The organism is Neiella marina (assembly GCF_002165625.1).
Lineage (GTDB): Bacteria > Pseudomonadota > Gammaproteobacteria > Enterobacterales > Neiellaceae > Neiella > Neiella marina.
In genome coordinates this window covers 225,692-246,869 of the sequence record NZ_NGNS01000004.1, presented here as the reverse complement: position 1 = coordinate 246,869, position 21,178 = coordinate 225,692, and the positions used below count along the sequence as shown (strand labels likewise).

General features: G+C 48.6%; 16 protein-coding genes and 4 tRNA genes. 16 read left to right on the top strand and 4 right to left on the bottom strand.

What is annotated here, in order from left to right:
• Positions 1-2: 2 nt before the first annotated feature.
• Positions 3-1,004, top strand: coding sequence for a sugar phosphate isomerase/epimerase family protein (locus tag CBE68_RS05870; protein WP_087505123.1), 1,002 nt, complete (start codon positions 3-5; stop codon positions 1,002-1,004).
• A gap of 144 nt (positions 1,005-1,148) precedes the next feature.
• Here CBE68_RS05870 and CBE68_RS05865 read toward each other — a convergent pair whose 3' ends face one another.
• Positions 1,149-2,000: a type 2 periplasmic-binding domain-containing protein gene (locus tag CBE68_RS05865; protein WP_087505122.1), complete on the bottom strand. Its 852-nt coding sequence runs from the start codon at positions 1,998-2,000 to the stop codon at positions 1,149-1,151.
• Positions 2,001-2,193: 193 nt separating this feature from the next.
• Here CBE68_RS05865 and CBE68_RS05860 point away from each other — a divergent pair, with 193 nt between their 5' ends.
• Positions 2,194-3,576, top strand: a complete 1,383-nt coding sequence (locus CBE68_RS05860) for a phosphohexomutase domain-containing protein (protein WP_087505121.1) — start codon at positions 2,194-2,196, stop codon at positions 3,574-3,576.
• Between the two features lie 49 nt (positions 3,577-3,625).
• Here CBE68_RS05860 and CBE68_RS05855 read toward each other — a convergent pair whose 3' ends face one another.
• On the bottom strand, positions 3,626-4,270 hold the full coding sequence (locus CBE68_RS05855) for a DUF1707 SHOCT-like domain-containing protein (protein WP_087505153.1): 645 nt from the start codon (positions 4,268-4,270) through the stop codon (positions 3,626-3,628).
• 319 nt (positions 4,271-4,589) lie between these two features.
• Here CBE68_RS05855 and CBE68_RS05850 point away from each other — a divergent pair, with 319 nt between their 5' ends.
• On the top strand, positions 4,590-6,332 hold the full coding sequence (locus CBE68_RS05850; protein ID WP_158100503.1) for an HD domain-containing phosphohydrolase: 1,743 nt from the start codon (positions 4,590-4,592) through the stop codon (positions 6,330-6,332).
• On the opposite strand, the gene mutS is transcribed toward CBE68_RS05850, so the two are convergent.
• Entirely contained in the window at positions 6,329-8,854 is a 2,526-nt protein-coding gene (gene mutS / locus CBE68_RS05845; protein WP_087505152.1) for a DNA mismatch repair protein MutS, read from the bottom strand. The genes CBE68_RS05850 and mutS overlap by 4 nt on opposite strands.
• A gap of 309 nt (positions 8,855-9,163) precedes the next feature.
• On the opposite strand from mutS, the gene recA reads away from it, so the two are divergent.
• The 13 genes from recA (at position 9,164) to CBE68_RS05780 (ending at position 20,987) form a co-directional block, all read left to right on the top strand.
• Entirely contained in the window at positions 9,164-10,195 is a 1,032-nt protein-coding gene (recA, locus tag CBE68_RS05840) for a recombinase RecA (protein ID WP_087505151.1), read from the top strand.
• Entirely contained in the window at positions 10,164-10,637 is a 474-nt protein-coding gene (locus tag CBE68_RS05835) for a regulatory protein RecX (RefSeq protein ID WP_087505119.1), read from the top strand. Before recA ends, CBE68_RS05835 begins: the two co-directional genes overlap by 32 nt.
• A gap of 160 nt (positions 10,638-10,797) precedes the next feature.
• The gene (gene alaS, locus CBE68_RS05830) at positions 10,798-13,425 is read left to right on the top strand and encodes an alanine--tRNA ligase (protein WP_087505118.1); all 2,628 of its coding nucleotides are present in this window, start codon (positions 10,798-10,800) and stop codon (positions 13,423-13,425) included.
• A 37-nt stretch (positions 13,426-13,462) separates the two neighbouring features.
• Positions 13,463-14,686, top strand: a complete 1,224-nt coding sequence (locus CBE68_RS05825; RefSeq protein ID WP_087505117.1) for an aspartate kinase — start codon at positions 13,463-13,465, stop codon at positions 14,684-14,686.
• Positions 14,687-14,805: 119 nt separating this feature from the next.
• Positions 14,806-14,994 carry a carbon storage regulator CsrA gene (gene csrA, locus CBE68_RS05820; RefSeq protein WP_087505116.1) on the top strand — a complete coding sequence of 63 codons (189 nt, stop codon included), beginning with the start codon at positions 14,806-14,808 and terminating at the stop codon, positions 14,992-14,994.
• Between the two features lie 159 nt (positions 14,995-15,153).
• Positions 15,154-15,244, top strand: a tRNA-Ser gene (locus CBE68_RS05815).
• Between the two features lie 14 nt (positions 15,245-15,258).
• A tRNA-Arg gene (locus CBE68_RS05810) sits at positions 15,259-15,335 on the top strand.
• A gap of 73 nt (positions 15,336-15,408) precedes the next feature.
• A tRNA-Arg gene (locus CBE68_RS05805) sits at positions 15,409-15,485 on the top strand.
• Positions 15,486-15,550: 65 nt separating this feature from the next.
• Positions 15,551-15,627 (top strand) — tRNA-Arg (locus tag CBE68_RS05800).
• Between the two features lie 367 nt (positions 15,628-15,994).
• Positions 15,995-16,240: an OadG family protein gene (locus tag CBE68_RS05795; RefSeq protein ID WP_087505115.1), complete on the top strand. Its 246-nt coding sequence runs from the start codon at positions 15,995-15,997 to the stop codon at positions 16,238-16,240.
• A gap of 35 nt (positions 16,241-16,275) precedes the next feature.
• Complete coding sequence (gene oadA, locus CBE68_RS05790; RefSeq protein WP_087505114.1) at positions 16,276-18,063, top strand: sodium-extruding oxaloacetate decarboxylase subunit alpha; 1,788 nt, start codon at positions 16,276-16,278, stop codon at positions 18,061-18,063.
• A 12-nt stretch (positions 18,064-18,075) separates the two neighbouring features.
• Positions 18,076-19,206 carry a sodium ion-translocating decarboxylase subunit beta gene (locus tag CBE68_RS05785; protein ID WP_087505113.1) on the top strand — a complete coding sequence of 377 codons (1,131 nt, stop codon included), beginning with the start codon at positions 18,076-18,078 and terminating at the stop codon, positions 19,204-19,206.
• Between the two features lie 212 nt (positions 19,207-19,418).
• The gene (locus tag CBE68_RS05780; protein WP_233143577.1) at positions 19,419-20,987 is read left to right on the top strand and encodes a methyl-accepting chemotaxis protein; all 1,569 of its coding nucleotides are present in this window, start codon (positions 19,419-19,421) and stop codon (positions 20,985-20,987) included.
• A gap of 23 nt (positions 20,988-21,010) precedes the next feature.
• On the opposite strand, the gene CBE68_RS18850 is transcribed toward CBE68_RS05780, so the two are convergent.
• The gene (locus tag CBE68_RS18850) at positions 21,011-21,178 is read right to left on the bottom strand and encodes a hypothetical protein (protein ID WP_188708089.1); all 168 of its coding nucleotides are present in this window, start codon (positions 21,176-21,178) and stop codon (positions 21,011-21,013) included.

Genomic DNA, 21,178 nt, shown 5'->3' with positions numbered 1-21,178 from the left:
TTATGAGTCATTTGTCGCGCCGAGATTTGTTAAAACTAATCGCCGCATCGACCGCTCTGGGCAGTAGCCAGAGTGTCGCCGATTCTGATAACCGCGTAGAGGCCGCGCGCTTCTCTGAGCGCATTTCCCTGTCTCAATGGTGTTTTCATCGGGCAATATTTGGCAACAGCCGAGATAACTATTCACAGTTCATTAAGACCCTGCATCAAAGCCCCGATGACGTATTGTTGGGGCGCTTAGATCCACGGGATATTACTAAGTTGTCGCGTCAACTAGGCGTTGACCGGGTTGATTTAGTCAACATTTTGTTCTTCGGCCATGCCGAGGACAAGCCCTGGCTTGATGACTTTAAATTGAGAGCCAAGGATAACGGCGTTAGCTTTCAGCTGTTGATGTGTGATGAAACTGGTGCCATCGGCGCAAGTAATGCCAAAGCAAGACAACAAGCGATTGACAACCATAAACCCTGGTTTGAAGCAGCCGCCTACCTTGGCTGTAAGCAGATACGGGTTAATGCTTACGGCGATGGAACCTACTTACAGCAACTTCACCAGTGTGCTGAGTCGCTCGCTGTCCTTGCTTCGATTGGCAACGACTATGGCATCGAAGTGTTGGTAGAAAACCATGGGAATGCCTCCAACAACGGTGCTTGGCTGGCGATGCTCATCGAATTGACGAACCACCCGAACCTGGGAGTGTTTACCGATTTGGATAACTTCTTTATGGGAGGTTGGGGTTTGAACCCGGAGCGCAGGTACGACCGAGTTCAAGGGCTCATTGACCTGGCGCCTTACACCAGAGGAGTCAGTGTGAAGTCTCACGACTTTGATGCCTCCGGTCGCGAAACCACACTGGACTACCCAAAGCTATTGCAAATTTTTCAAAATGCCGGATTTAATGGCTTGTACAGCGCCGAGTTTGAAGGCGAGCACATGTCTGAGTTGAGTGGAACAACAGCCACTATCCGCTACATCGAATCTGCATTGATGGCCAATGCGGGCTGAACGAACAGATGTTAGTTGTAAGGCTGGCGGGGGAAAATGAACGCCCATGCTTGGAGGTCTTGTGACCAAAGCGCATAAAAAAGCCCCTGGAGGAGAAACAGGGGCGAAAGGGGGGAGAGGAAGCACACCACTTCCTTCGACCTACTACATGACTTTGGCTAGGTCGAGCCAGAGTTCTTTACGATCCAGCGGTGTCGCCGGTGATAAATTTGGGTTATTGATTTCAATGACGCGGCGGTTTGCTAATTGAGCTTGCTGCAATGCCGATTTGATATGAGGTGCTTGATAAAACACTTGGTCAAAGCTGCCGTCAGCGATCGCAATGTTTAAGCCTTGTTCTATCGCTTGGGCTAACTCTTCATTGTCTTGACTGACAAAAAAGTACATTGGCATTGGGTAAACCAGCAACAGCTCTTTATCAACGCTCAAATCTAAGTCCGGTCGAGCTCGAATTTCATCCCAAGGCTCATGGACCGCGAGTGGGAAGTAGTCGAATCGGCCACCATCGACCATGTAGAACAAGCTCTCTTTCTTCACTGCAGTGACGACATTCAAACCTGCGTCGCGCAAGATTTGGGTGTCGCCCCAAGAGCGCCCTTGGCCTGCATTTAAAGTTTGTAAATCGGCTAATGAGTTGATGTGGTTGAAGTTTGACTGATTATTCTTGTTGATAATAAACAACCGATGACCTTGCAATCCTTTAAGTAGAGGAACTCTGATCGGACGCATACTTTGTTCGTAAGCTGGTTGTGTGCCAGCCCAAAGTATCGAAACGCTGCCGGACTTAATCCCTTCGACGACCTGATCTTGGTTGAGAGCTTCGGCCGTTTGCTGCAATTCAAACGCATGGGTCTTACCGACCTTACTTAAGGCTAACTCAATCAGTTCAATGAAATATTGGTCTTTGTTGCTTTGTAGTTTGTTATGTACCAAGGGGGCCGCGTGAGCAGAAATAGCGGTCAGTACGGTAAGCAGTATTAAGGTCAATAACTTCATGATTAATCCTGTAAACGGTTACATCTTTGTGGTACAAATAATGCCATTCAACTTTTTAAGATCAAGCAATTTGGATTGTAAACGGTTCCAAAATGAGAGGTTCGTTACATTGTTTTTACAAAACCATTTAGCTTGGCTGTCGAACAAAATAAATGCGATTTGAGCCGCAATACCAAACGGAGTGACAACGAATATGACTCAGCTAACTTGTTTTAAGGCCTACGACATTCGAGGCCAACTTGGCGCCGAACTAAATGACCAAATTGCTTATGATATTGGTCGTGCCTATGGGCAAATTTTGCAGCCAAAACAGGTGGTTGTCGGTGGCGATGCGCGAGCAACCAGTGAATCGCTAAAGCTGTCTTTGGCGCAAGGCTTAAGAGATGCCGGTACCAACGTGATTGATTTAGGTTTAACAGGGACAGAAGAAATCTATTTTGCCACTTTTCATCTCGGCGTCGATGGCGGAGTGGAGGTCACAGCCAGTCACAACCCGATTGACTACAACGGTATGAAGTTAGTGTGTGAAGGCAGCCGCCCTATTGGCAACGACAATGGCTTATTGCAAATCAAAGCCCTTGCTGAGCAAGCTCCGTGGCGTGAAACAGGGGCTGAAACAGCAGTTGAAACAGCTGGCGACTACAAGCAAATGAGTTTACTAAACGACTATGTAAAACACTTGCTTAGTTACATTGAGCCGTCATTGATCAAGCCGTTAAAACTGGTGGTCAATGCCGGCAATGGTGCCGCTGGTCATGTTGTTGATGCGCTGGAGCAAGCCTTTGCGGAGCTCAGCATCCCTGTGTCGCTAATCAAGATTCATAATGAGCCCGATAGCACATTCCCCAATGGTATTCCTAATCCGCTACTACCAGAGAATCGGCCGGCAACGGCAAATGCCGTTAAAGCGCATGGTGCCGACATGGGGATTGCTTGGGACGGTGACTTTGACCGCTGTTTCTTGTTTGATGAAAACGGTGAATTCATTGAAGGTTATTACATTGTTGGTTTACTTGCCGAAGCATTTCTTCAGAGCCTGCAAGGTGCCAAAATTATTCATGACCCACGATTAACTTGGAATACTATTGATGTTGTTAACCAAGCTGGTGGCGAGCCGATCTTAAGCAAAACTGGACACGCCTTTATTAAGCAGATTATGCGTGAAAAAGACGCGGTGTACGGCGGCGAAATGAGTGCCCACCACTATTTCCGTGATTTTGCTTACTGCGACAGCGGCATGATCCCTTGGCTGCTTGTTGCTCAATTATTGAGTGTTAAGGGCCTGCCTTTGTCAGCACTAGTGAAAGAGCGTATTGCTGCTTATCCTTCATCGGGAGAAATCAATCAGAAGTTGACGGATCCGGATGCTGCCATCGCTCACGTACTTGATACCTTGCAAGCGGATGCCCTGAGTGTTGATCATACCGATGGCATCAGCATGGAGTTTGACAACTGGCGCTTCAACTTACGCAAGTCCAATACCGAGCCAGTGGTTCGGTTAAACGTTGAAAGTCGAGCTGATGTGCAATTGATGAAGCAAAAAACAGAACAAGTATTGGCTTTGTTGATGAGTTAGATTTAGCTGGGTGAGCCATTTGGCTCACCCCCAACCCCTAGGATTTCTGTTACCCCAGCAGATTACGCCGCAAATTTTGGGCAAACTCGCTAACGCGTTCTTTGATGGTTTTCTTGAGCTTGATGTCTAGACCACTGAACAATGCAATTCCTTCGATATACACAACCGGTACTTCGCCGACACTATTGGGCGACGCTTTATTCGTGATGGCGCCAAAAATGCAGAACACTTTGGAAACTACGCGTATATTTTCAGGAACATAGATTGTTGGGCCAGAAAACAAACTAAACATCTTAATGGTTAAGCTTGGTTGTCGGAAGCAAGCGTCTGTCAAATCTATGGTTGAGCCCGAGAATACTTCTATTGATTTGATCTCTTTCGGTAAATCACCATGGTAGCTACTGTCGCTGCCACTAAACACATTAACCATGTGCTCCGATTCTTTTGCTTCTCCGGGCTTGTAGTTACATCCCATCATGTGCTGTTTTTGTTCGGCGTATTCGCTATCAACTTGTAGATCCAAATCGGCGGTTAATGCCGTCAATTGTTGATGCTCAGTTGCCCCTGCCGCCTGATCTAAACGGCGTTCAAAGGCATCAATGGATATCTCACCATGGCTGTAATTCATGATCAGTTGATCAATAGTTTCCTGTCGCAATTTCTCGATTGGTTTGTCTTCTGGCTTTACAGGCATGGGGGCGATCCTTTTGCTCATTGTTTGCATCAAGTAGTTTAATTGTAAATCTCAAGTTGTCGATCTAGCAGGTTTCATTCCAATAATTAACTATATGAATTTCATATAATTTACATATCAACTAACCAACCTAACAGTGAATCTCACTTAAAAGTGGCGATTCTGACTACTTACTAAGTTCAGTAAACCGTGTTGCCAAAACGAATCAGATCAAGGAACTTACTGATATTCGTGCAGCTTTGTAAATGATTTGCTAAAGCTAGGGACAGAGATGTTGACGCTTCATTGTTGCGTATGGAGAGCTGAAGGTGCAGCTATCGTGATTGGCAAAATTTGTTTTCAGTGCTGGGTGCTACTGTTGCTTGGTTGTTGCTGGAGTAAGCCTGCTTGGAGCAATGATGAGTCGTTTAGTATCTTGGTGCTGCACTCTTATTCCACCGATTTTCAATGGACCAATGAAATCCACCAAGGGATCACCGACACCATAGCTTCAATGTCGCCGCAAAGCCGTATCCGGGTCGAATTCATGGATACCAAAAACATTTTTCACCCCGATTATTTAGCCCAGCTTGCCGAGCTCTACCGCTACAAGTACGTCGACAACAAGCCAGACGGCATCATTCTCTCTGATAATAATGCCATGGCATTTTACAACCGTTATGGCGCGATGCTTTTTCCTGGCGCAAAAGTGATCGCTGGCGGTATTAATGGTGCATTACCGCCGCCACTGCAGTCGCCAGTGCATAGTGTTATTGCTGAACTGGTCGATCACAAACGTACGCTCAAATTCGCGTTTGAGTTGCGACCAGAAGCGAACAACATATACGTGGTGGCCGATAACTCCACTACAGGAATTGCAATTCGAAAAGAAGTGGAAGCTGTTGCTGCGGAACTTGATGTGCCAGTGACATTTGTTTATCTCAATGGCCTTACCAAGGAGCGTTTGCAGACCAGAGCGCAGCAATTTTCTGCCGACGATATCGTTTACTTGCTGCCTTACTTTCGCGCTAGTGATGGCTCCTCTTATCACCAAAACGAAATTGGTGCTGCCATTGCTGAAGCTTCTAATGCTCCAGTGTTTGTTTCTTGGGCATTTCAAATGGCGCCCGGTATTGTTGGTGGCCGCGTGTTGTCGGCGCAGAACATTGGCCATCAGGCAGCGATCGGTGTGTTGCGATTGCTGAGAGCTGAGTATGTTGAAAGCTTTCAAACTAAGTTGGCTCTGAACGAGTCTTTGTTCGACTATCACGCGTTGCTCAAACACGGTATTCCTTTTAGCGAATTACCCGGCGGCGCTCGAGTGATCAATCGACCGAAAAGTTTCTGGGACGAGCACAAAAAAGTCATCATTCCAGCGTTGGTGATCATTGGTGCTTTACTCATGATCTTGATGTTGCTGCTGCTCAATTTGAAAAAGCAACGTGTACTCAACAGTAACAATCAACGTTTGATGGAGCTGGATCGGGAGGTTATCGATACCCAAAGAGAGCTATTAACAATTCTGGGTGAAGTCATCGAAGTGCGTTCCCATGAAACCCGCAATCATGTGATTCGGGTAGCTAAAGTCTCCTATTTTCTTGGCGCCAAGCTGGGGTTGCCTGAGGAAACGTTAAAGATGCTTGAAGCGGCATCGCCAATGCATGACGTCGGTAAGATAGGTATTCCCGAAAACATTCTGAATAAGCCCGGCCAACTGACGGATGATGAGTATCAAATCATGCGAACCCACGCTCAAATCGGCCACAATATCCTCCATAATTCCGACCGGGCGCTGCTCAAAACAGCCTGCATTATTGCCCATCAGCACCATGAATACTGGGATGGCTCAGGTTACCCTCAAGGTTTAAAAGGGGATGAGATCGACCTGCTGGCTCGCATCACTACGCTGGCTGATATCTACGATGCTATTTCATCGGATCGCTGCTACAAAGACGCATGGCCCGAGGAGGATGTGCTCCACTACATTCTCGAGCAGCGTGGGAAGATTTTTGATCCCAAGCTTGTCGATATTTTTATTGCCAACATCGATGACATTCGAAGCTTACGAAATCAATACGTTTAGCGGTTCTCTTGTTGCCAACGATACAGTAAAGCCAGTGCTTGGCGGGGCGTGAGTTCGTCCAGTTGCAACTGCTTGAGCTCATCAAGCAACGGCGATGGCTCGGGTAGAATCGATAACTGCTGACCAATTTCTTTGGCGCTGTGCTCAGATGGCGCTAGCTGTTCTAAATCATGAAGCTTTTGTTTTGCGCGCCGCAAGACAGTCTGAGGTACGCCAGCTAGTTGAGCCACCTGAATACCGTAACTTTTACTCGCAGGGCCTTGCTGTACTGCGTGCATGAAGACAATGCCGTCATCATGTTCGACCGCATCCAAATGAACATTGCTAATGCCATTGTAGAGCTCGGGTAGCTGAGTTAACTCAAAGTAATGGGTAGCGAATAGCGTCATTGCTTGGATTTGTTGTGCGAGTTGTTCAGCACAAGCCCAAGCCAATGATAAGCCATCATAGGTACTTGTTCCGCGGCCAATTTCGTCCATCAATACCAAACTATTGGCGGTTGCATGGTTCAAAATGGTTGCCGTTTCTGTCATCTCGACCATGAACGTCGAGCGGCCACTGGCCAAATCGTCAGACGCCCCAATGCGAGTGAAAATTCGATCAACTGGGCCAATGGTTGCCGCCTCCGCAGGCACATAGCTACCAATGTGAGCCAACAGCACAATGAGTGCTGTTTGTCGCATGTAGGTTGATTTACCACCCATGTTGGGGCCGGTGACAATCAACATCCGCTGTGATTCGGTGATCATTAAAGGGTTGGCAATGAAGGGTTCATCGCTGAGCGCTTCAACTACTGGATGGCGTCCGCCTTCGATATGAATGCCGGGCTCTGAGGTCAACGTTGGGCAGCAGTAGTTAAGACTTTGAGCGCGCTCCGCGAAGCATTGTAATACATCAAGTTCAGCGATCGATGCGGCAAGTGTTTGTAGTGTTTCGATGTTCGGTAAAATGACATCAAATAGCTCATCATAGAGCCGCTTTTCTAATGCCAGTGCGCGGCTTTGGCTGGTGAGTACTTCGTCTTCATATGCTTTTAATTCGGGTAAGATGAAGCGCTCATTATTCTTTAGAGTTTGGCGGCGCACATAATCGCTAGGCACCAAGTCAGCATAGCTTCGACTAACTTCAATAAAATAGCCATGGACCTTATTAAAGCCAACTTTTAGGGTTGGGATACCGGTGCGTTCTTTTTCACGTTCTTCCAGCTCAACCAAATAGTTTGTTGCGTTTTGGCTCAGTGCTCGAAGCTTATCCAGCTCCTCGTTGTACCCTTCGGCCAATACGCCGCCATCACGAATCACCACTGGTGGATTGTCAATGATGGCTCGCTCTAACAGTTGTTGCAGCTCGGGCTGCACTGGACAGCGCTGTGCCAAAGCTTGAAGTTTTACACTATTGGCGTCACTCAAAATCTGTTGAAGTTCAGGCAGTTGCTGCAGGGCTAGCCGTAGGCGAGCAAAGTCTCTTGGCCTGGCTGAACGCAATGCAACACGAGCAAGAATACGTTCGACATCACCGACATTACGCAGCACCGGGGCGAGCGATTCGGGTAAGGCATAATCGATCAACTCGGCAACGGTTTGCTGGCGCTGTTGCAAACGACCGTGGTCGGCGAGTGGATCGTGCAACCAGCGTTTGAGTAGACGGCTGCCCATAGCCGTAGCCGTTTTATCAATGACTGCCGCTAGGCAGCTTTGGCTATCGCCGCTTAAACTTTGCGTCAGTTCTAAATTGCGTCGTGTGGCGGCATCAAGTTGCACAGAATCGGCGATATGATGCGGCGAAATGCTGCGAATGTGGGGCAATGCGGTACGTTGGGTATCTTTAATGTACTGCAACACGCAACCAGCAGCGGCGAGCCCTAATGGCATGGCGTCGACTTCAAATGCGTCTAAGTTGCTGGTTTTGAACTGGCGGCACAATTGTTGGCGCGCACTATCTAACTCAAATTCCCATACTGGACGGCGACGCAAGCCGGCGTATTGCTGCAGCAATGCGGTGTAAGGAAAATCTTCAGGGTAGAGTAACTCAGCCGGGTTGGCGCGCTGCAACTGTGATGACAATTCATCGGCGGAGCTCGCTTCCATCACTTGAAACCGACCACTGCTGATATCTAATGTAGAAACACCAAAACGACCACTTTGGAAGTAAACTGCAGCTAGTAGATTGTCGCTGCGCTCTTGCAACAACGCTTCGTCACTGACTGTTCCTGGGGTGATAATACGAGTGACTTGCCGTTCGACCGGCCCTTTGCTGGTGGCGGGATCGCCGACCTGTTCACAAATCGCAACTGACTCACCGAGCTGCACTAAGCGAGCCAGATAGCCCTCTACGGCGTGGAATGGAACGCCAGCCATGGGAATGGCATTGCCGCCAGATTTGCCGCGCTTTGTTAATGAGATATCAAGTAATTGAGAAGCTTTGGCTGCGTCGTCATAGAACAGTTCGTAGAAATCTCCCATCCGGTAAAACAGTAAAATACTGGGATGCTCGGCTTTAATCCGTAAGTACTGTTGCATCATCGGGGTATGGGAAGTCAGCTCAAGCGCTGATTCGGAATTGCTGCTCACACAAGCCTCTGGTGGTGTTGGTTATAAACCTCAAGTAGGACGCAGATGGTAACAACTCGGCAAAACCGCCATCAAGTGATTCGTTGCAGCAAAAGCTAGCAAATGCGAATGATGAGGAAAATAAACGAGTTAGCTAGTTGAATGGCCGTCAATACGAAAAATTATTTATACAGGGGTTGATACTGTATGAATGACCAGTATACTGAGCTTCAACAAAATCAATTTATTTGCATTCAAGCAAAATACGGTTGGAGAACACCAATGGATAGCAATAAAAAGAAAGCGTTAGACGCCGCGTTAGGTCAGATTGAGCGCCAGTTTGGTAAAGGCTCCATCATGCGCTTGGGTGATAGTAATGTACTTGATATTGATAGTGTTCCTACCGGCTCACTAACGCTTGATATTGCCCTTGGTATCGGCGGTTTGCCATACGGTCGTATTGTCGAAATCTATGGCCCTGAATCCAGTGGTAAAACGACACTGACACTACAAGTGGTAGCAGAAGCTCAACGCCAAGGAAAGACTTGTGCATTCGTCGACGCCGAACACGCGTTAGATCCTGTCTATGCCGCTAAATTGGGCGTTAATGTTGACGAGCTGTTGGTGTCTCAACCAGATACCGGTGAGCAAGCCCTTGAAATTTGTGACATGTTAGTCCGCTCCAATGCTGTTGAAGTGATTATTGTTGACTCGGTTGCCGCGTTGACACCGAAAGCCGAAATTGAAGGCGACATGGGTGATTCGCATGTTGGTTTGCAAGCCCGTTTGATGTCTCAGGCGTTGCGTAAGCTGACTGCCAACATCAAGAAAACCAATTGTATGGTGGTGTTCATTAACCAAATCCGCATGAAGATCGGCGTGATGTTTGGTAACCCAGAAACCACCACGGGTGGTAACGCACTGAAATTCTATTCGTCGGTACGTCTCGACATCCGTCGGACTGGCGCGGTTAAAGTGGGTGATGAAGTCGTTGGTAACGAAACCCGAGTCAAAGTGGTGAAGAACAAGGTGGCACCACCATTCAAACAAGCGGAGTTCCAAATTCTCTATGGCCAAGGGATTAGTAAACATGCCGAATTGATTGATTTGGGTGTGCAGGAAAAACTAGTTGAGAAAGCTGGTGCTTGGTACAGCTACAAGGGTGATCGCATTGGTCAAGGTAAAGCCAATAGCGTCAACTTTCTGAAGCAAAACCCAGAGATTGCCAATGAAATTGAAACCCAAATTCGCTCTCGGCTACTAGTTGCAGCGACGCCAGAAGATGAAAGCGAAACTGAACAAGAGCCAGCATAGTGATTCCTTGCCGGTGGCAGTGCAAACTGCCACCGCTATTCTTGCTCGGCGCGATCATTGCCGACGAGAACTCTTCCAAAAGCTACAGTTGCGTGGTTTTGACAGCAACATCATCACCGAAGCCATAGAATACTGTATCGACCAAAACTGGCTCAATGAGGCGGAGTACGCCCGAATCTATATCCGACAGCGTTCACAACGCGGTTATGGAGCTATCCGCATTCAGCAAGAATTGCAGCAAAAAGGCCTTGATTCGGACTTAATTCATCGCGCTTTAATGGAATTTGAAGGCGATTGGTTTGAATTAGCTCTGCTACAGCGTCAAAAGCGCTTTGGTGAATATTGGCCGAGTGAGTTTAAGCAACAACAAAAGCAGCAACGCCACCTATTCCTGCGCGGATTTAATCAAGAGCAAATCCAATACGCCTGTCAGCGACAATAAAAATTTTTTTCCGGCCTCAAGGCGGTGGAAAAAGCCCCAATGCACTGCGTATAATAGCCAGTCTTTTTGTCTGTTAGTTCAGATCTTGCGTGTAGCTACTGTTATCGGTGGTGCCACACCGAACAAAGATCTGGCATTTCAATTGTATCGGGAACGACGCATGTACATGACCACCGCAGAGCTTCGGGAAGCTTTTTTGTCATTTTTTAAGCAGCAGGAACATCAGATTGTTGCATCTAGTTCGTTAGTGCCACATGACGATCCGACATTGCTGTTTACCAATGCGGGAATGAACCAGTTTAAAGATTGCTTCTTGGGCACAGAGAAACGCAGCTACACCCGAGCAGTATCGTCGCAGCGTTGTGTACGTGCAGGTGGTAAGCATAATGACTTGGAAAATGTAGGCTACACGGCTCGCCACCATACCTTCTTTGAGATGCTCGGCAACTTCAGCTTTGGCGATTACTTCAAACATGACGCTATTCGTTATGCTTGGCAGTTTCTTACCGAAGTGGTGAAACTTCCGAAGGAACGCTTGCTGGTCACTGTTTATGAGAGCGATGACGAAGCGTTCGATATCTGGGCCAAAGAAATTGGCGTCCCAGTCGATCGTATTATTCGCATTGGCGACAAGTCTGCAGACAAGCCTTATGAGTCAGATAACTTCTGGCAAATGGGTGACACCGGTCCTTGCGGCCCTTGTACTGAAATCTTCTATGATCACGGTGAACACATTTGGGGTGGCCCTCCAGGTTCTCCAGAGGAGGATGGTGACCGGTTCATCGAAATTTGGAACTTGGTATTCATGCAATTTAACCGTCAATCAGACGGTACCATGGAGCCGCTACCAAAGCCTTCGGTTGACACCGGTATGGGCTTGGAGCGCATTGCCGCAATCCTACAGGGCGTGCATAGCAACTACGAAATAGATATTTTCCAATTCCTGATCAAAGCCACGGCAACAATTCTCAAAGTTTCCGATTTGACTGATAAATCACTGCGAGTGATTGCCGACCATATTCGTTCGTGTTCGTTCCTGATTGCCGATGGCGTCATGCCTTCCAATGAAGGCCGTGGTTATGTACTGCGTCGTATTATTCGTCGCGCAGTGCGCCATGGAAACAAATTAGGTGCCGACAAACCTTTCTTCCACTTACTGGCCAAGGGGTTGGTCACGGAAATGGGAGCAGCCTATCCAGAGCTTGCTCAGCAATTACCTGTCATTGAAAAGGTGTTGCTGGTAGAGGAAGAGCAGTTTTTGCGCACTCTTGACCGTGGTTTGGCGCTGCTTGATGAAGCATTGCGTGGCCTTGATGGCGATACGGTTCCGGGCGAGACGGTATTCAAGCTGTACGACACTTATGGCTTTCCAGCTGATTTGACTGCTGATATTGCACGAGAGCGGGAGCTCAACATCGACCAAGACGGATTCGATAAGGCGATGGAGCAGCAGCGCCAGCGCGCCAAGCAGGCCAACCAATTTGGTGTTGATTACAATCAGAATATCGCCATCGACGGCAAATCAGAGTTTAAAGGCTATGACGCAACTGAGTATCCTGCGTCTGTTGTCGCCGTATTTACCAAAGATGGTGAGTCGGTCAAAGGCCTTGAAACCGGCGCTGACGGCCAAGTGGTGTTGGATAATACGCCGTTTTACGCCGAGAGCGGTGGTCAATGTGGTGATATGGGCGAGCTATTGATGGAAGATGGCTCCTTTGTTGTCACTGATACGCAAAAGTCTGGTGATGCCATCGTTCATATTGGCTATGTATCACAAGGTGAAATACACGTTGGTGAGGCGCTCAGTGCCAAAGTCGATGAAGTTCGTCGTAACTCAATTCGACTCAACCATACCGCAACTCACTTAATGCATGCTGCACTGCGTAAGGTATTGGGAGAGCACGTACAACAGAAAGGTTCGCAGGTGGCACCTGAGCGCTTGCGCTTCGACTTCAGTCACTTCGAAAGTATTTCTGGCAACTCTATTCGCACTATTGAGCAGTTGGTTAACGAACAAATCCGCGCCAACTACTCGGTGCAAACAAAATTGATGGATCTAGATGAAGCCAAAGCCTCTGGGGCAATGGCTCTGTTTGGTGAAAAATACGACGAGAAAGTCCGTGTTGTCGGCATGGGCGAATTTTCAACCGAGTTGTGTGGTGGTACCCACGTTGAGCGCACCGGCGATATTGGCTTGTTCCGCATCATGTCAGAGGGCGGTATCGCGTCTGGCGTAAGGCGTATTGAAGCGGTGACTGGTCGTTACGCTTTAGACTCACTTTACAACTTGGCCGATCAACTCAATGAAGTATCAGGCTTGGTCAAAGGTGACATGAGTAGCGCCCGCGATAAAGTTCAGCAGGTTGTTGAGCGCTCTAAGTGGTTGGAAAAAGAAGTCGAGCGTCTCAACGCCAAACTGACCGCATTGGCTGGTAGCTCTCTTGCTGAGCAAGCCATTGAGATCAATGGCGTGAAGGTGTTGGTTAGCCAACTCGAAGGCACTAGCCCTAAGGCATTACGGAGTACGGTCGATGACCTGAAAAGTAAACTCGGTACCTGTGTGGTAGCGCTGGCCACCGTCAGCGATGGCAAAATTGGTATTGCAGTTGGCGTGAGTAAAGATGCAACCAGCAAAGTCAAAGCTGGTGAGTTAGTGAATGTAGTGGCCCAACAAGTTGGTGGTAAAGGCGGCGGTCGTCCTGATTTTGCTCAGGCTGGTGGCTCTGATGAAGCTGCATTACCCGCGGCTCTTGAATCGGTTACCCCTTGGCTGCAAGAGCGACTGTAACGTCACCAACAAGGTTTAGGGATAAAGGAGTATAGGCATGGCATTGTATGTGCTGAAATTTGGTGGAACATCTGTTGGTACGGTCGAGCGAATTCAAGCCGTTGCCCAACGAGTGAAACGCTACCGTGATCAGGGCCACCAAGTTGCGGTGGTCGTGTCGGCAATGAGCGGTGAAACGAATCGCTTGATTGCGCTGGCTAAAGAGATCAATGAACAACCAATGACACGTGAGCTTGACGTGCTTGTTTCGACTGGCGAGCAAGTCACTATCGCGCTGCTGTCAATGGCCTTGATGACCATTGGGGTACCTGCAACGTCAATGACGGGTGACCAAATTCGGATGACGACGGATAGCACCCACAGCAAAGCGCGGATCATGGATATTGACGAAAAAGCGGTCATGTCGGTGCTTGATGATGGCAAAGTGGCGGTCATCGCAGGCTTTCAGGGACGCGACGAATTGGGCAACATCACCACGTTGGGACGCGGCGGTTCTGATACCTCTGCGGTTGCCGTAGCAGCAGCATTGAAAGCGGATGAATGCCGCATTTATACCGATGTTGATGGTGTTTACACCACTGATCCTCGAGTCGAGCCAAATGCTCGCAAAATGGATACTGTTACATTTGAAGAAATGCTTGAACTGGCTAGTTTGGGCGCCAAAGTATTGCAGATTCGTTCGGTCGAGTTTGCTGGCAAGTACAATGTACCACTTCGCGTACTGTCATCATTTCAGGATGAAGGCGAAGGGACTCTGATTACCTTTGAGGAACAAGATATGGAAGCACCACTAGTTTCTGGTATTGCATTCAACCGCGATGAAGCGCGCCTGTCGATTCTGGGTGTGCCTGATCAACCTAATATCGCAGCAGCGGTATTAGCTCCTATCGGCAAAGCGGATATCGAAGTGGACATGATCATCCAAAATTCCGTAGGCGATAATACTGCCGATTTCACTTTTACTGTGCATCGCAATGACTTTGTCAAAGCAACTCAGGTGTTAGAGCAGGTTGCCGCTGATGTTGGTGCCCGTGAAGTGCGTGGCAACGATAAGATCGCCAAGATCTCTGTCGTTGGAGTTGGCATGAAGAGCCATGCTGGTGTTGCTTCAACTATGTTCGAATCTCTGGGTAACGAAGGTATTAATATTCAGCTGATTTCAACCTCAGAAATTAAAATTTCTGTGGTAGTTGAGGAGAAATATCTAGAATTAGCTGTCAGAACCTTACATAGTGCGTTTAAATTAGAAGAAACTGCGTAATAAATTAGTAAATTGCTAATAAACGCAAATTTTTCTGAGCGTTAGACAGCGAGGCTGTACTATAATTGCTGCAAAATGACTATTAGTTGCAGTGGAAAGAGCTAAAAAGGAGCTAGGTAATGCTGATTTTAACTCGTCGAGTCGGCGAAACCCTTATGATTGGTGACGATGTTACTGTGACTGTTTTGGGTGTTAAAGGTAATCAGGTTCGCATTGGTGTCAATGCGCCGAAGGAAGTGTCTGTTCACCGTGAAGAAATTTATCGCCGCATCCAGGCAGAGAAGGGCCCAGAGGATCACGATTATTAATCGTTCGTGACCCACTCGACAACAAAAAGCCGACCTTGTGTCGGCTTTGTTTTTTGTACTTTTTGAGCGCTTTGGATAAATCCTAAGCAAGCGGTAGGAAAAGCGATAAAAATCGTTTGACTTATCGAATGGCTCTAGTATCATGCGCCTCCGAAATGCGGTGAGGTGGCCGAGTGGCTGAAGGCGCTCCCCTGCTAAGGGAGTATACCCTAATCCGGTATCGAGGGTTCGAATCCCTCCCTCACCGCCATTTTCGATTTTTGCGGACGCGTAGCTCAGCTGGATAGAGTACCTGGCTACGAACCAGGCGGTCGGAGGTTCGAATCCTCCCGCGTCCGCCACTTCTTCAAGTGGATAAGCTATCCTAGGATAGCGTTACAATCGGAATACCCTAGATACATCATCTAGACATGCGGACGCGTAGCTCAGCTGGATAGAGTACCTGGCTACGAACCAGGCGGTCGGAGGTTCGAATCCTCCCGCGTCCGCCACTTTCCCAAAGTGGCTCATTCCTTTCTGTAACGTTCGAGTAAAATCGAACAAACTTTTTATATGCGGACGCGTAGCTCAGCTGGATAGAGTACCTGGCTACGAACCAGGCGGTCGGAGGTTCGAATCCTCCCGCGTCCGCCACTTTCTTAGAGTGGCATCAAAGCATAATGTCTCGCTTTTTTGATTCTCGTAGAAAATCTCAAATCTTGTTTTCTTGACATCCCTGCAAATATCCTCGAACTTGATCTGCCTCATGACGCCTATTTGGCATACTATGCATAACTGTTTGCCTACATGTGGCTTCCATCTGATTGTCTCAACGGCTTTTTCTCGCCGCTAAGACGCAGCTACAGCTTTATTTTTGAAAGTTAACTACTCAAGCGAAACAAGGTAGTTCGAGAGTTGTTCAGGGTTAATGCGACTTTTAAGCGCAAATCCTATTCACAGGAAGCCCATATCTGCATTATTATGTAGAAAAATTACATAAATATTTTGATTAGGGGGGAACATGGCCGACCTGACCCATCTCTTAGCGGAAGCTGGCAACATCATGGCAATTGGCATGATCATTGTTTTCAGTTTCTTGAGCTTCTTGATCTTGTGCGTCAACAGCATGTCCAAGATCATCAATCAATACTTTCCTGATGCACCAGCGCCAGCAAAGAGTAAACCTGCACCTCCGAGTGCCGCGACCTCTCCTGCTGTCTTGGCTGCTGTTGCTGCGGCGGTGCAGCAGCATCGCAACAACAAATAATCATAAATTCGATTACAACAAAACGAGAACCAACTATGAGCAAGCCATTAGCGATTACTGACGTGGTGCTGCGTGACGCCCATCAATCCCTGTTCGCAACCCGCATGCGTGTCGACGACATGCTGCCAATTGCCGAGAAGCTAGACAAAGTAGGATATTGGTCTGTTGAATCTTGGGGTGGTGCAACATTTGATTCGTGCATCCGCTTCTTGGGCGAAGATCCTTGGGAGCGTCTGCGCCTGTTGAAAGAGGCGATGCCAAATACCAAGCACCAAATGCTGCTGCGTGGTCAGAACCTGTTGGGCTATCGCCACTATGCCGATGATGTTGTCGAAAAGTTTGTCGAGCGGGCACATGCCAACGGTATGGATGTGTTCCGTATCTTTGACGCAATGAATGACCCTCGCAACTTCCAAACAGCAGTTAAGGCGGCAGTTCAAGTTGGTGCTCATGCTCAAGGTACTTTGTCGTACACCACTTCCGAATTCCACACCGAAGAAACATGGGTCAATCTGGCTCGTGAATTGGAAGACATGGGCTGTCACTCGTTATGTATCAAAGATATGGCGGGTCTGCTGCGTCCATATGAAGCAGAGAGCTTAATCAAGTCACTCAAAGCAGCTGTTGACGTTCCTATTGCGCTGCACTGTCACGCCACCACAGGTTTAAGCCTGATGACTCATCAAAAAGCGATTGATGCAGGCGTTGATATGATCGACTCGGCGATCTCATCAATGAGTATGACTTACGGCCATTCGCCAACTGAAACACTGGTTGCGGCCTTACAAGGCCAAGAGCGCGATACCGGTTTGGATTTAACAGCATTACAAGAAATTGCAGCTTACTTCCGTGAAGTGCGGAAGAAATATGCCAAGTGGGAAGGGGCGCTAAAAGGCGTTGATTCACGCATTCTGTTGGCTCAAGTCCCAGGCGGTATGCTGACTAACATGGAAAGCCAACTCAAAGATCAGAATGCTGGCGATCGGATTGACGAAGTGCTGGAAGAAATTCCACGCGTTCGTAAAGACTTGGGTTACATCCCACTGGTGACTCCAACCTCGCAAATCGTTGGTACGCAAGCTGTCATCAACGTATTGATGGGCGAGCGCTACAAAAACATCACCAAAGAAGCCGCAGGTGTACTGAAAGGTGAGTACGGTAAAGCACCTGCTCCGGTTAATGCAGAGCTGCAAGCGCGCGTACTTGACGGTGGAGAAGCAATTTCTTGTCGTCCGGCTGACTTGATTGAAGACGAACTAGATTCGCTAGTCACCGAGCTGAAGGAAAAAGCGGCGGCAGACAGCATTGAGTTGGCCAAAGATGAAATCGACGATGTGCTGACATACGCGCTGTTCCCACAAGTTGGTTTGAAATTCCTCAAAAACCGCAACAACCCAGATGCCTTTGAACCTGCGCCAGGTACTGAGCCTGAACCAGCGCCGGCTGCTGCCCCTGCGCCAGCCGCCGCAGGCACTGGTCCAAGCGTTTACTCGGTGAAAGTGCAAGGTCAGCAATTTGTTGTTGAAGTCGCTGAAGGCGGCGATATCAGCAGTATTGCCCCGGCAGCAGCTAGCGATGCCGCTCCTGCAGCTCCTGCGCCAACCGGTGCTGGTGAAGCCGTTGCGGCTCCGCTGGCTGGTAACATCTTTAAAGTAAATGTTGCGCCAGGTGATGCAGTGAAGTCTGGTGATGTTATCTTAGTGCTTGAAGCGATGAAGATGGAAACCGAAGTTCGCGCTCCGCGCGATGGTCAAGTTGTCAGCGTTGATATCAAAGAAGGCGATTCAGTTGCAGTTGGCGACGCCTTGATATCGCTGGCATAACAGGAGCAATTAATGGAAGCGTTGCATACACTTTGGCTCGATACTGGTATTGCCAACTTTACTGGCGGCCAGTTGGTGATGATAGCCGTTGGCCTGTTGTTGTTATTTTTGGCCATCTCGAAAAATTTCGAGCCGCTATTGTTACTGCCTATCGGCTTTGGTGCCATTCTAGCGAATACTCCAGTTGCGGGTTTTACCGAACCTGGCGGTATTCTCTATTACATCTTTGAAATCGGGGTTAAAACCGGTGTGTTCCCTCTGTTCATTTTTATGGGCGTGGGCGCAATGACCGATTTTGGTGCCTTAATTGCGAACCCGAAAACGCTATTGCTAGGTGCTGCTGCTCAGTTTGGTATTTTTGCCACCTTGTTTGGCGCTATCGCGCTGAATGCGGTACCGGGCTTCGAGTTTACCCTGCAAGATGCGGCGGCGATCTCGATTATTGGTGGTGCCGATGGGCCCACGGCGATTTTCGTCGCATCCCGATTATCGCCTGATTTGCTCGGCGCCATCGCCGTAGCAGCATACTCATATATGGCATTGGTTCCGATTATCCAGCCGCCAATTATGAAGGCGTTAACGTCAGAAAAAGAACGTCAAATCCCAATGGGGCAACTACGTGCCGTATCGAAGAAAGAGAAGATCGTCTTCCCTCTGGCAGTGTTGGCACTGGCGATTTTGTTCTTGCCAGCATCGGCGCCACTGGTTGGTATGTTCTGCTTGGGTAACTTGATGAAAGAGTCTGGCGTGGTCGATCGACTATCAAAGGCTGCTCAGAATGAAATCATCAACATCGTTACCATCATGCTTGGTTTGGCGGTTGGCTCTAAGCTATCTGCTGAATCCTTCTTGAGCGTTGAAACGCTGGGGATCTTGGCTCTAGGCGCCGTGGCATTCTCTATTGGTACTGCTTCTGGTGTGCTCATGGCTAAGATCATGAGCCGCATGACCGGCGGTAAGATCAACCCACTGATTGGTGCCGCTGGTGTTTCTGCTGTACCTATGGCTGCGCGGGTAGTGAACAAAGTTGGTTTAGAAGCCAATCCGCACAACTTCCTGCTGATGCATGCCATGGGCCCTAACGTTGCTGGCGTCCTCGGCTCGGCGGTGGCTGCTGGCGTGCTGTTGGCACTAGTTGGCTAGTGACATCGAGTTCGATGATGGAAAGGCTGCTTCGGCAGCCTTTTTTATGTTCAAGATAAAACCTATTCGATTCATCGCCTCTCGAGCATGAACTCCGCCATGAAAGCAATTAACAGGTTCGCCGGTCTAGTTGAACACGCTCGCTTTTAAGCGACTAATCTTTGCTGTTTGGAAACGGAGGTCTCTTGTTCAACTCAATTAGCAAACATGTGATGGCAGGTTATGCCGCGGTACTGGTATTGCTGCTGGCAACTTCACTGTTGTTGTTTCGCACTAGCGAGCAAATCAAAGCAAGCAATGATCAATTTGTTCAACGTACGTTGCCCACCCTCGATACCGTCAAGCGAATTGAAAGCCAGCTCGGTAACATGCAGATCAGTGCTTTTGGCATATACGGTTTTACTGTCTCATTGGACAACTTCGCTGAGCAATGGCAACAGCAACAACAGCATGTTGCTGATGACCTTAGACTGCTTGAGCAGCAAATGGACGTTACCTTGTTAACAGACGGGTTTGCTCGAGTGAGCGCTCCTATTAATGCGCTGCAGCGAGTTATGTCGGCAGAACAACGAGATTGGGATCAAGCGCGAGCCGAGTTGGCGGCGATTAAAAACCACGTTGATCAACTGCAGCAGCTGCTCGCCGATGTCCAACAGCAGACGGCCGGTAGCGCCGAGCAAGACTCGTTGGTGGTTTCCTCTCGGTTGGTGACTATGCAGCAACTTATCGCCATGACGTTGTTGCTGTCGGTGCTGATTACATGTTGGGCTTACTGGCGAGCTCGCCAACGGATTGTTGCGCCGGTCAGTCAATTGGCCGGACAACTTGATGCCATTACTGCTGCTTCTGATTTGACCAGTGAAGTCGAAGCCAGTGGGTCGCGCGAAATCAGCCATACCGCCAATAGTGTCAATAGTCTGTTGGCCACCTTCCGCAACATCGCCATCGACATTCAGCAATCGGCTTTGCAGTTAGGCTCTTCGGCTGAGCAATTATCGGGTTCGGCTATGTCTACAGATCAACAAGTGATTCAGTTTACATCGCAAATTGATCACTTGATCACGACCATTGAAGCGCTGGAAAGTAATATTGCGCAGAGCTCTGAGCGTTCCTTAAGTGCCTCTGAGATAGCTTTGGTTGGCGCGCAGCAAGTCACCGAAGGTGCTCAGCAGGTTAATCAAAATGCGGCGTCAATTTCGCAACTAGCAGACCAAATAGAACAATCTGCCGAAATGCTGGTGCATCTTAAGCAAGCCGGTGACCAGGTTAGCTCGGTGGTTGATACCATTGCTCAAATTGCAGAACAAACGAACCTGTTGGCGCTGAATGCCGCTATTGAAGCTGCTCGCGCAGGTGAATCTGGTCGAGGTTTTGCGGTGGTTGCTGATGAAGTGCGAACGCTAGCATCGCGTACCTATGAATCGACTCACGAAATCAACAGTATTTTGGCCACAATTGTCAATTCGATATCCAGTACTGTCGATGTCATGGACCACAATAAGGCTGCGGCGCAGCAGACGGTTGTTCAAACCCAATCAACCGTCGAGTCATTGCAGTTACTGCAGCAGACTGTGATGCGCTTAAGTGATGATAACAAAACGTTGGCAGAGCTGGCTCAGCGAGGCCAACACGATGCCAACACCATGCGCGACCATATCGAGGCAATTAGCGCAGGTAGCGAGCAGGTTAGTTTGGCGAGCCGAGAAACCAGAGATGCGTCTGGTGCCCTGTCATCACTCGCAGGTACGCTGAATCAGAGCATCTCGCAGTTTCGTATTTAACGCGCCGGTCAGCCTCACCAGCGTTATTGCATAAACCACATGATGAGGGTTAAGAACAAGCCAAAGGCGCCGCAAAAAGCAAAGATGATGTAAAAGCCTTTGGCGCCTTGTTTCACGCTCAGGCCGTGGTAGTTGAGAAACAACCACCACAATGCTGATAACACCAGCGGGACGAGAAAAAGTCGAGTCAT

Bases quoted from the DNA above. Each gene is read 5' to 3' on its own strand.
- CBE68_RS05870 (WP_087505123.1), top strand. From the start codon at position 3: ATGAGTCATTTGTCGCGCCGAGATTTGTTAAAACTAATCGCCGCATCG.
- CBE68_RS05865 (WP_087505122.1), bottom strand. From the start codon at position 2,000: ATGAAGTTATTGACCTTAATACTGCTTACCGTACTGACCGCTATTTCT.
- CBE68_RS05860 (WP_087505121.1), top strand. From the start codon at position 2,194: ATGACTCAGCTAACTTGTTTTAAGGCCTACGACATTCGAGGCCAACTT.
- CBE68_RS05855 (WP_087505153.1), bottom strand. From the start codon at position 4,270: ATGCCTGTAAAGCCAGAAGACAAACCAATCGAGAAATTGCGACAGGAA.
- mutS (WP_087505152.1), bottom strand. From the start codon at position 8,854: ATGATGCAACAGTACTTACGGATTAAAGCCGAGCATCCCAGTATTTTA.
- recA (WP_087505151.1), top strand. From the start codon at position 9,164: ATGGATAGCAATAAAAAGAAAGCGTTAGACGCCGCGTTAGGTCAGATT.
- CBE68_RS05835 (WP_087505119.1), top strand. From the start codon at position 10,164: ATGAAAGCGAAACTGAACAAGAGCCAGCATAGTGATTCCTTGCCGGTG.
- alaS (WP_087505118.1), top strand. From the start codon at position 10,798: ATGTACATGACCACCGCAGAGCTTCGGGAAGCTTTTTTGTCATTTTTT.
- CBE68_RS05825 (WP_087505117.1), top strand. From the start codon at position 13,463: ATGGCATTGTATGTGCTGAAATTTGGTGGAACATCTGTTGGTACGGTC.
- csrA (WP_087505116.1), top strand. From the start codon at position 14,806: ATGCTGATTTTAACTCGTCGAGTCGGCGAAACCCTTATGATTGGTGAC.
- CBE68_RS05795 (WP_087505115.1), top strand. From the start codon at position 15,995: ATGGCCGACCTGACCCATCTCTTAGCGGAAGCTGGCAACATCATGGCA.
- oadA (WP_087505114.1), top strand. From the start codon at position 16,276: ATGAGCAAGCCATTAGCGATTACTGACGTGGTGCTGCGTGACGCCCAT.
- CBE68_RS05785 (WP_087505113.1), top strand. From the start codon at position 18,076: ATGGAAGCGTTGCATACACTTTGGCTCGATACTGGTATTGCCAACTTT.
- CBE68_RS05780 (WP_233143577.1), top strand. From the start codon at position 19,419: ATGGCAGGTTATGCCGCGGTACTGGTATTGCTGCTGGCAACTTCACTG.
- CBE68_RS18850 (WP_188708089.1), bottom strand. From the start codon at position 21,178: ATGACTCGACTTTTTCTCGTCCCGCTGGTGTTATCAGCATTGTGGTGG.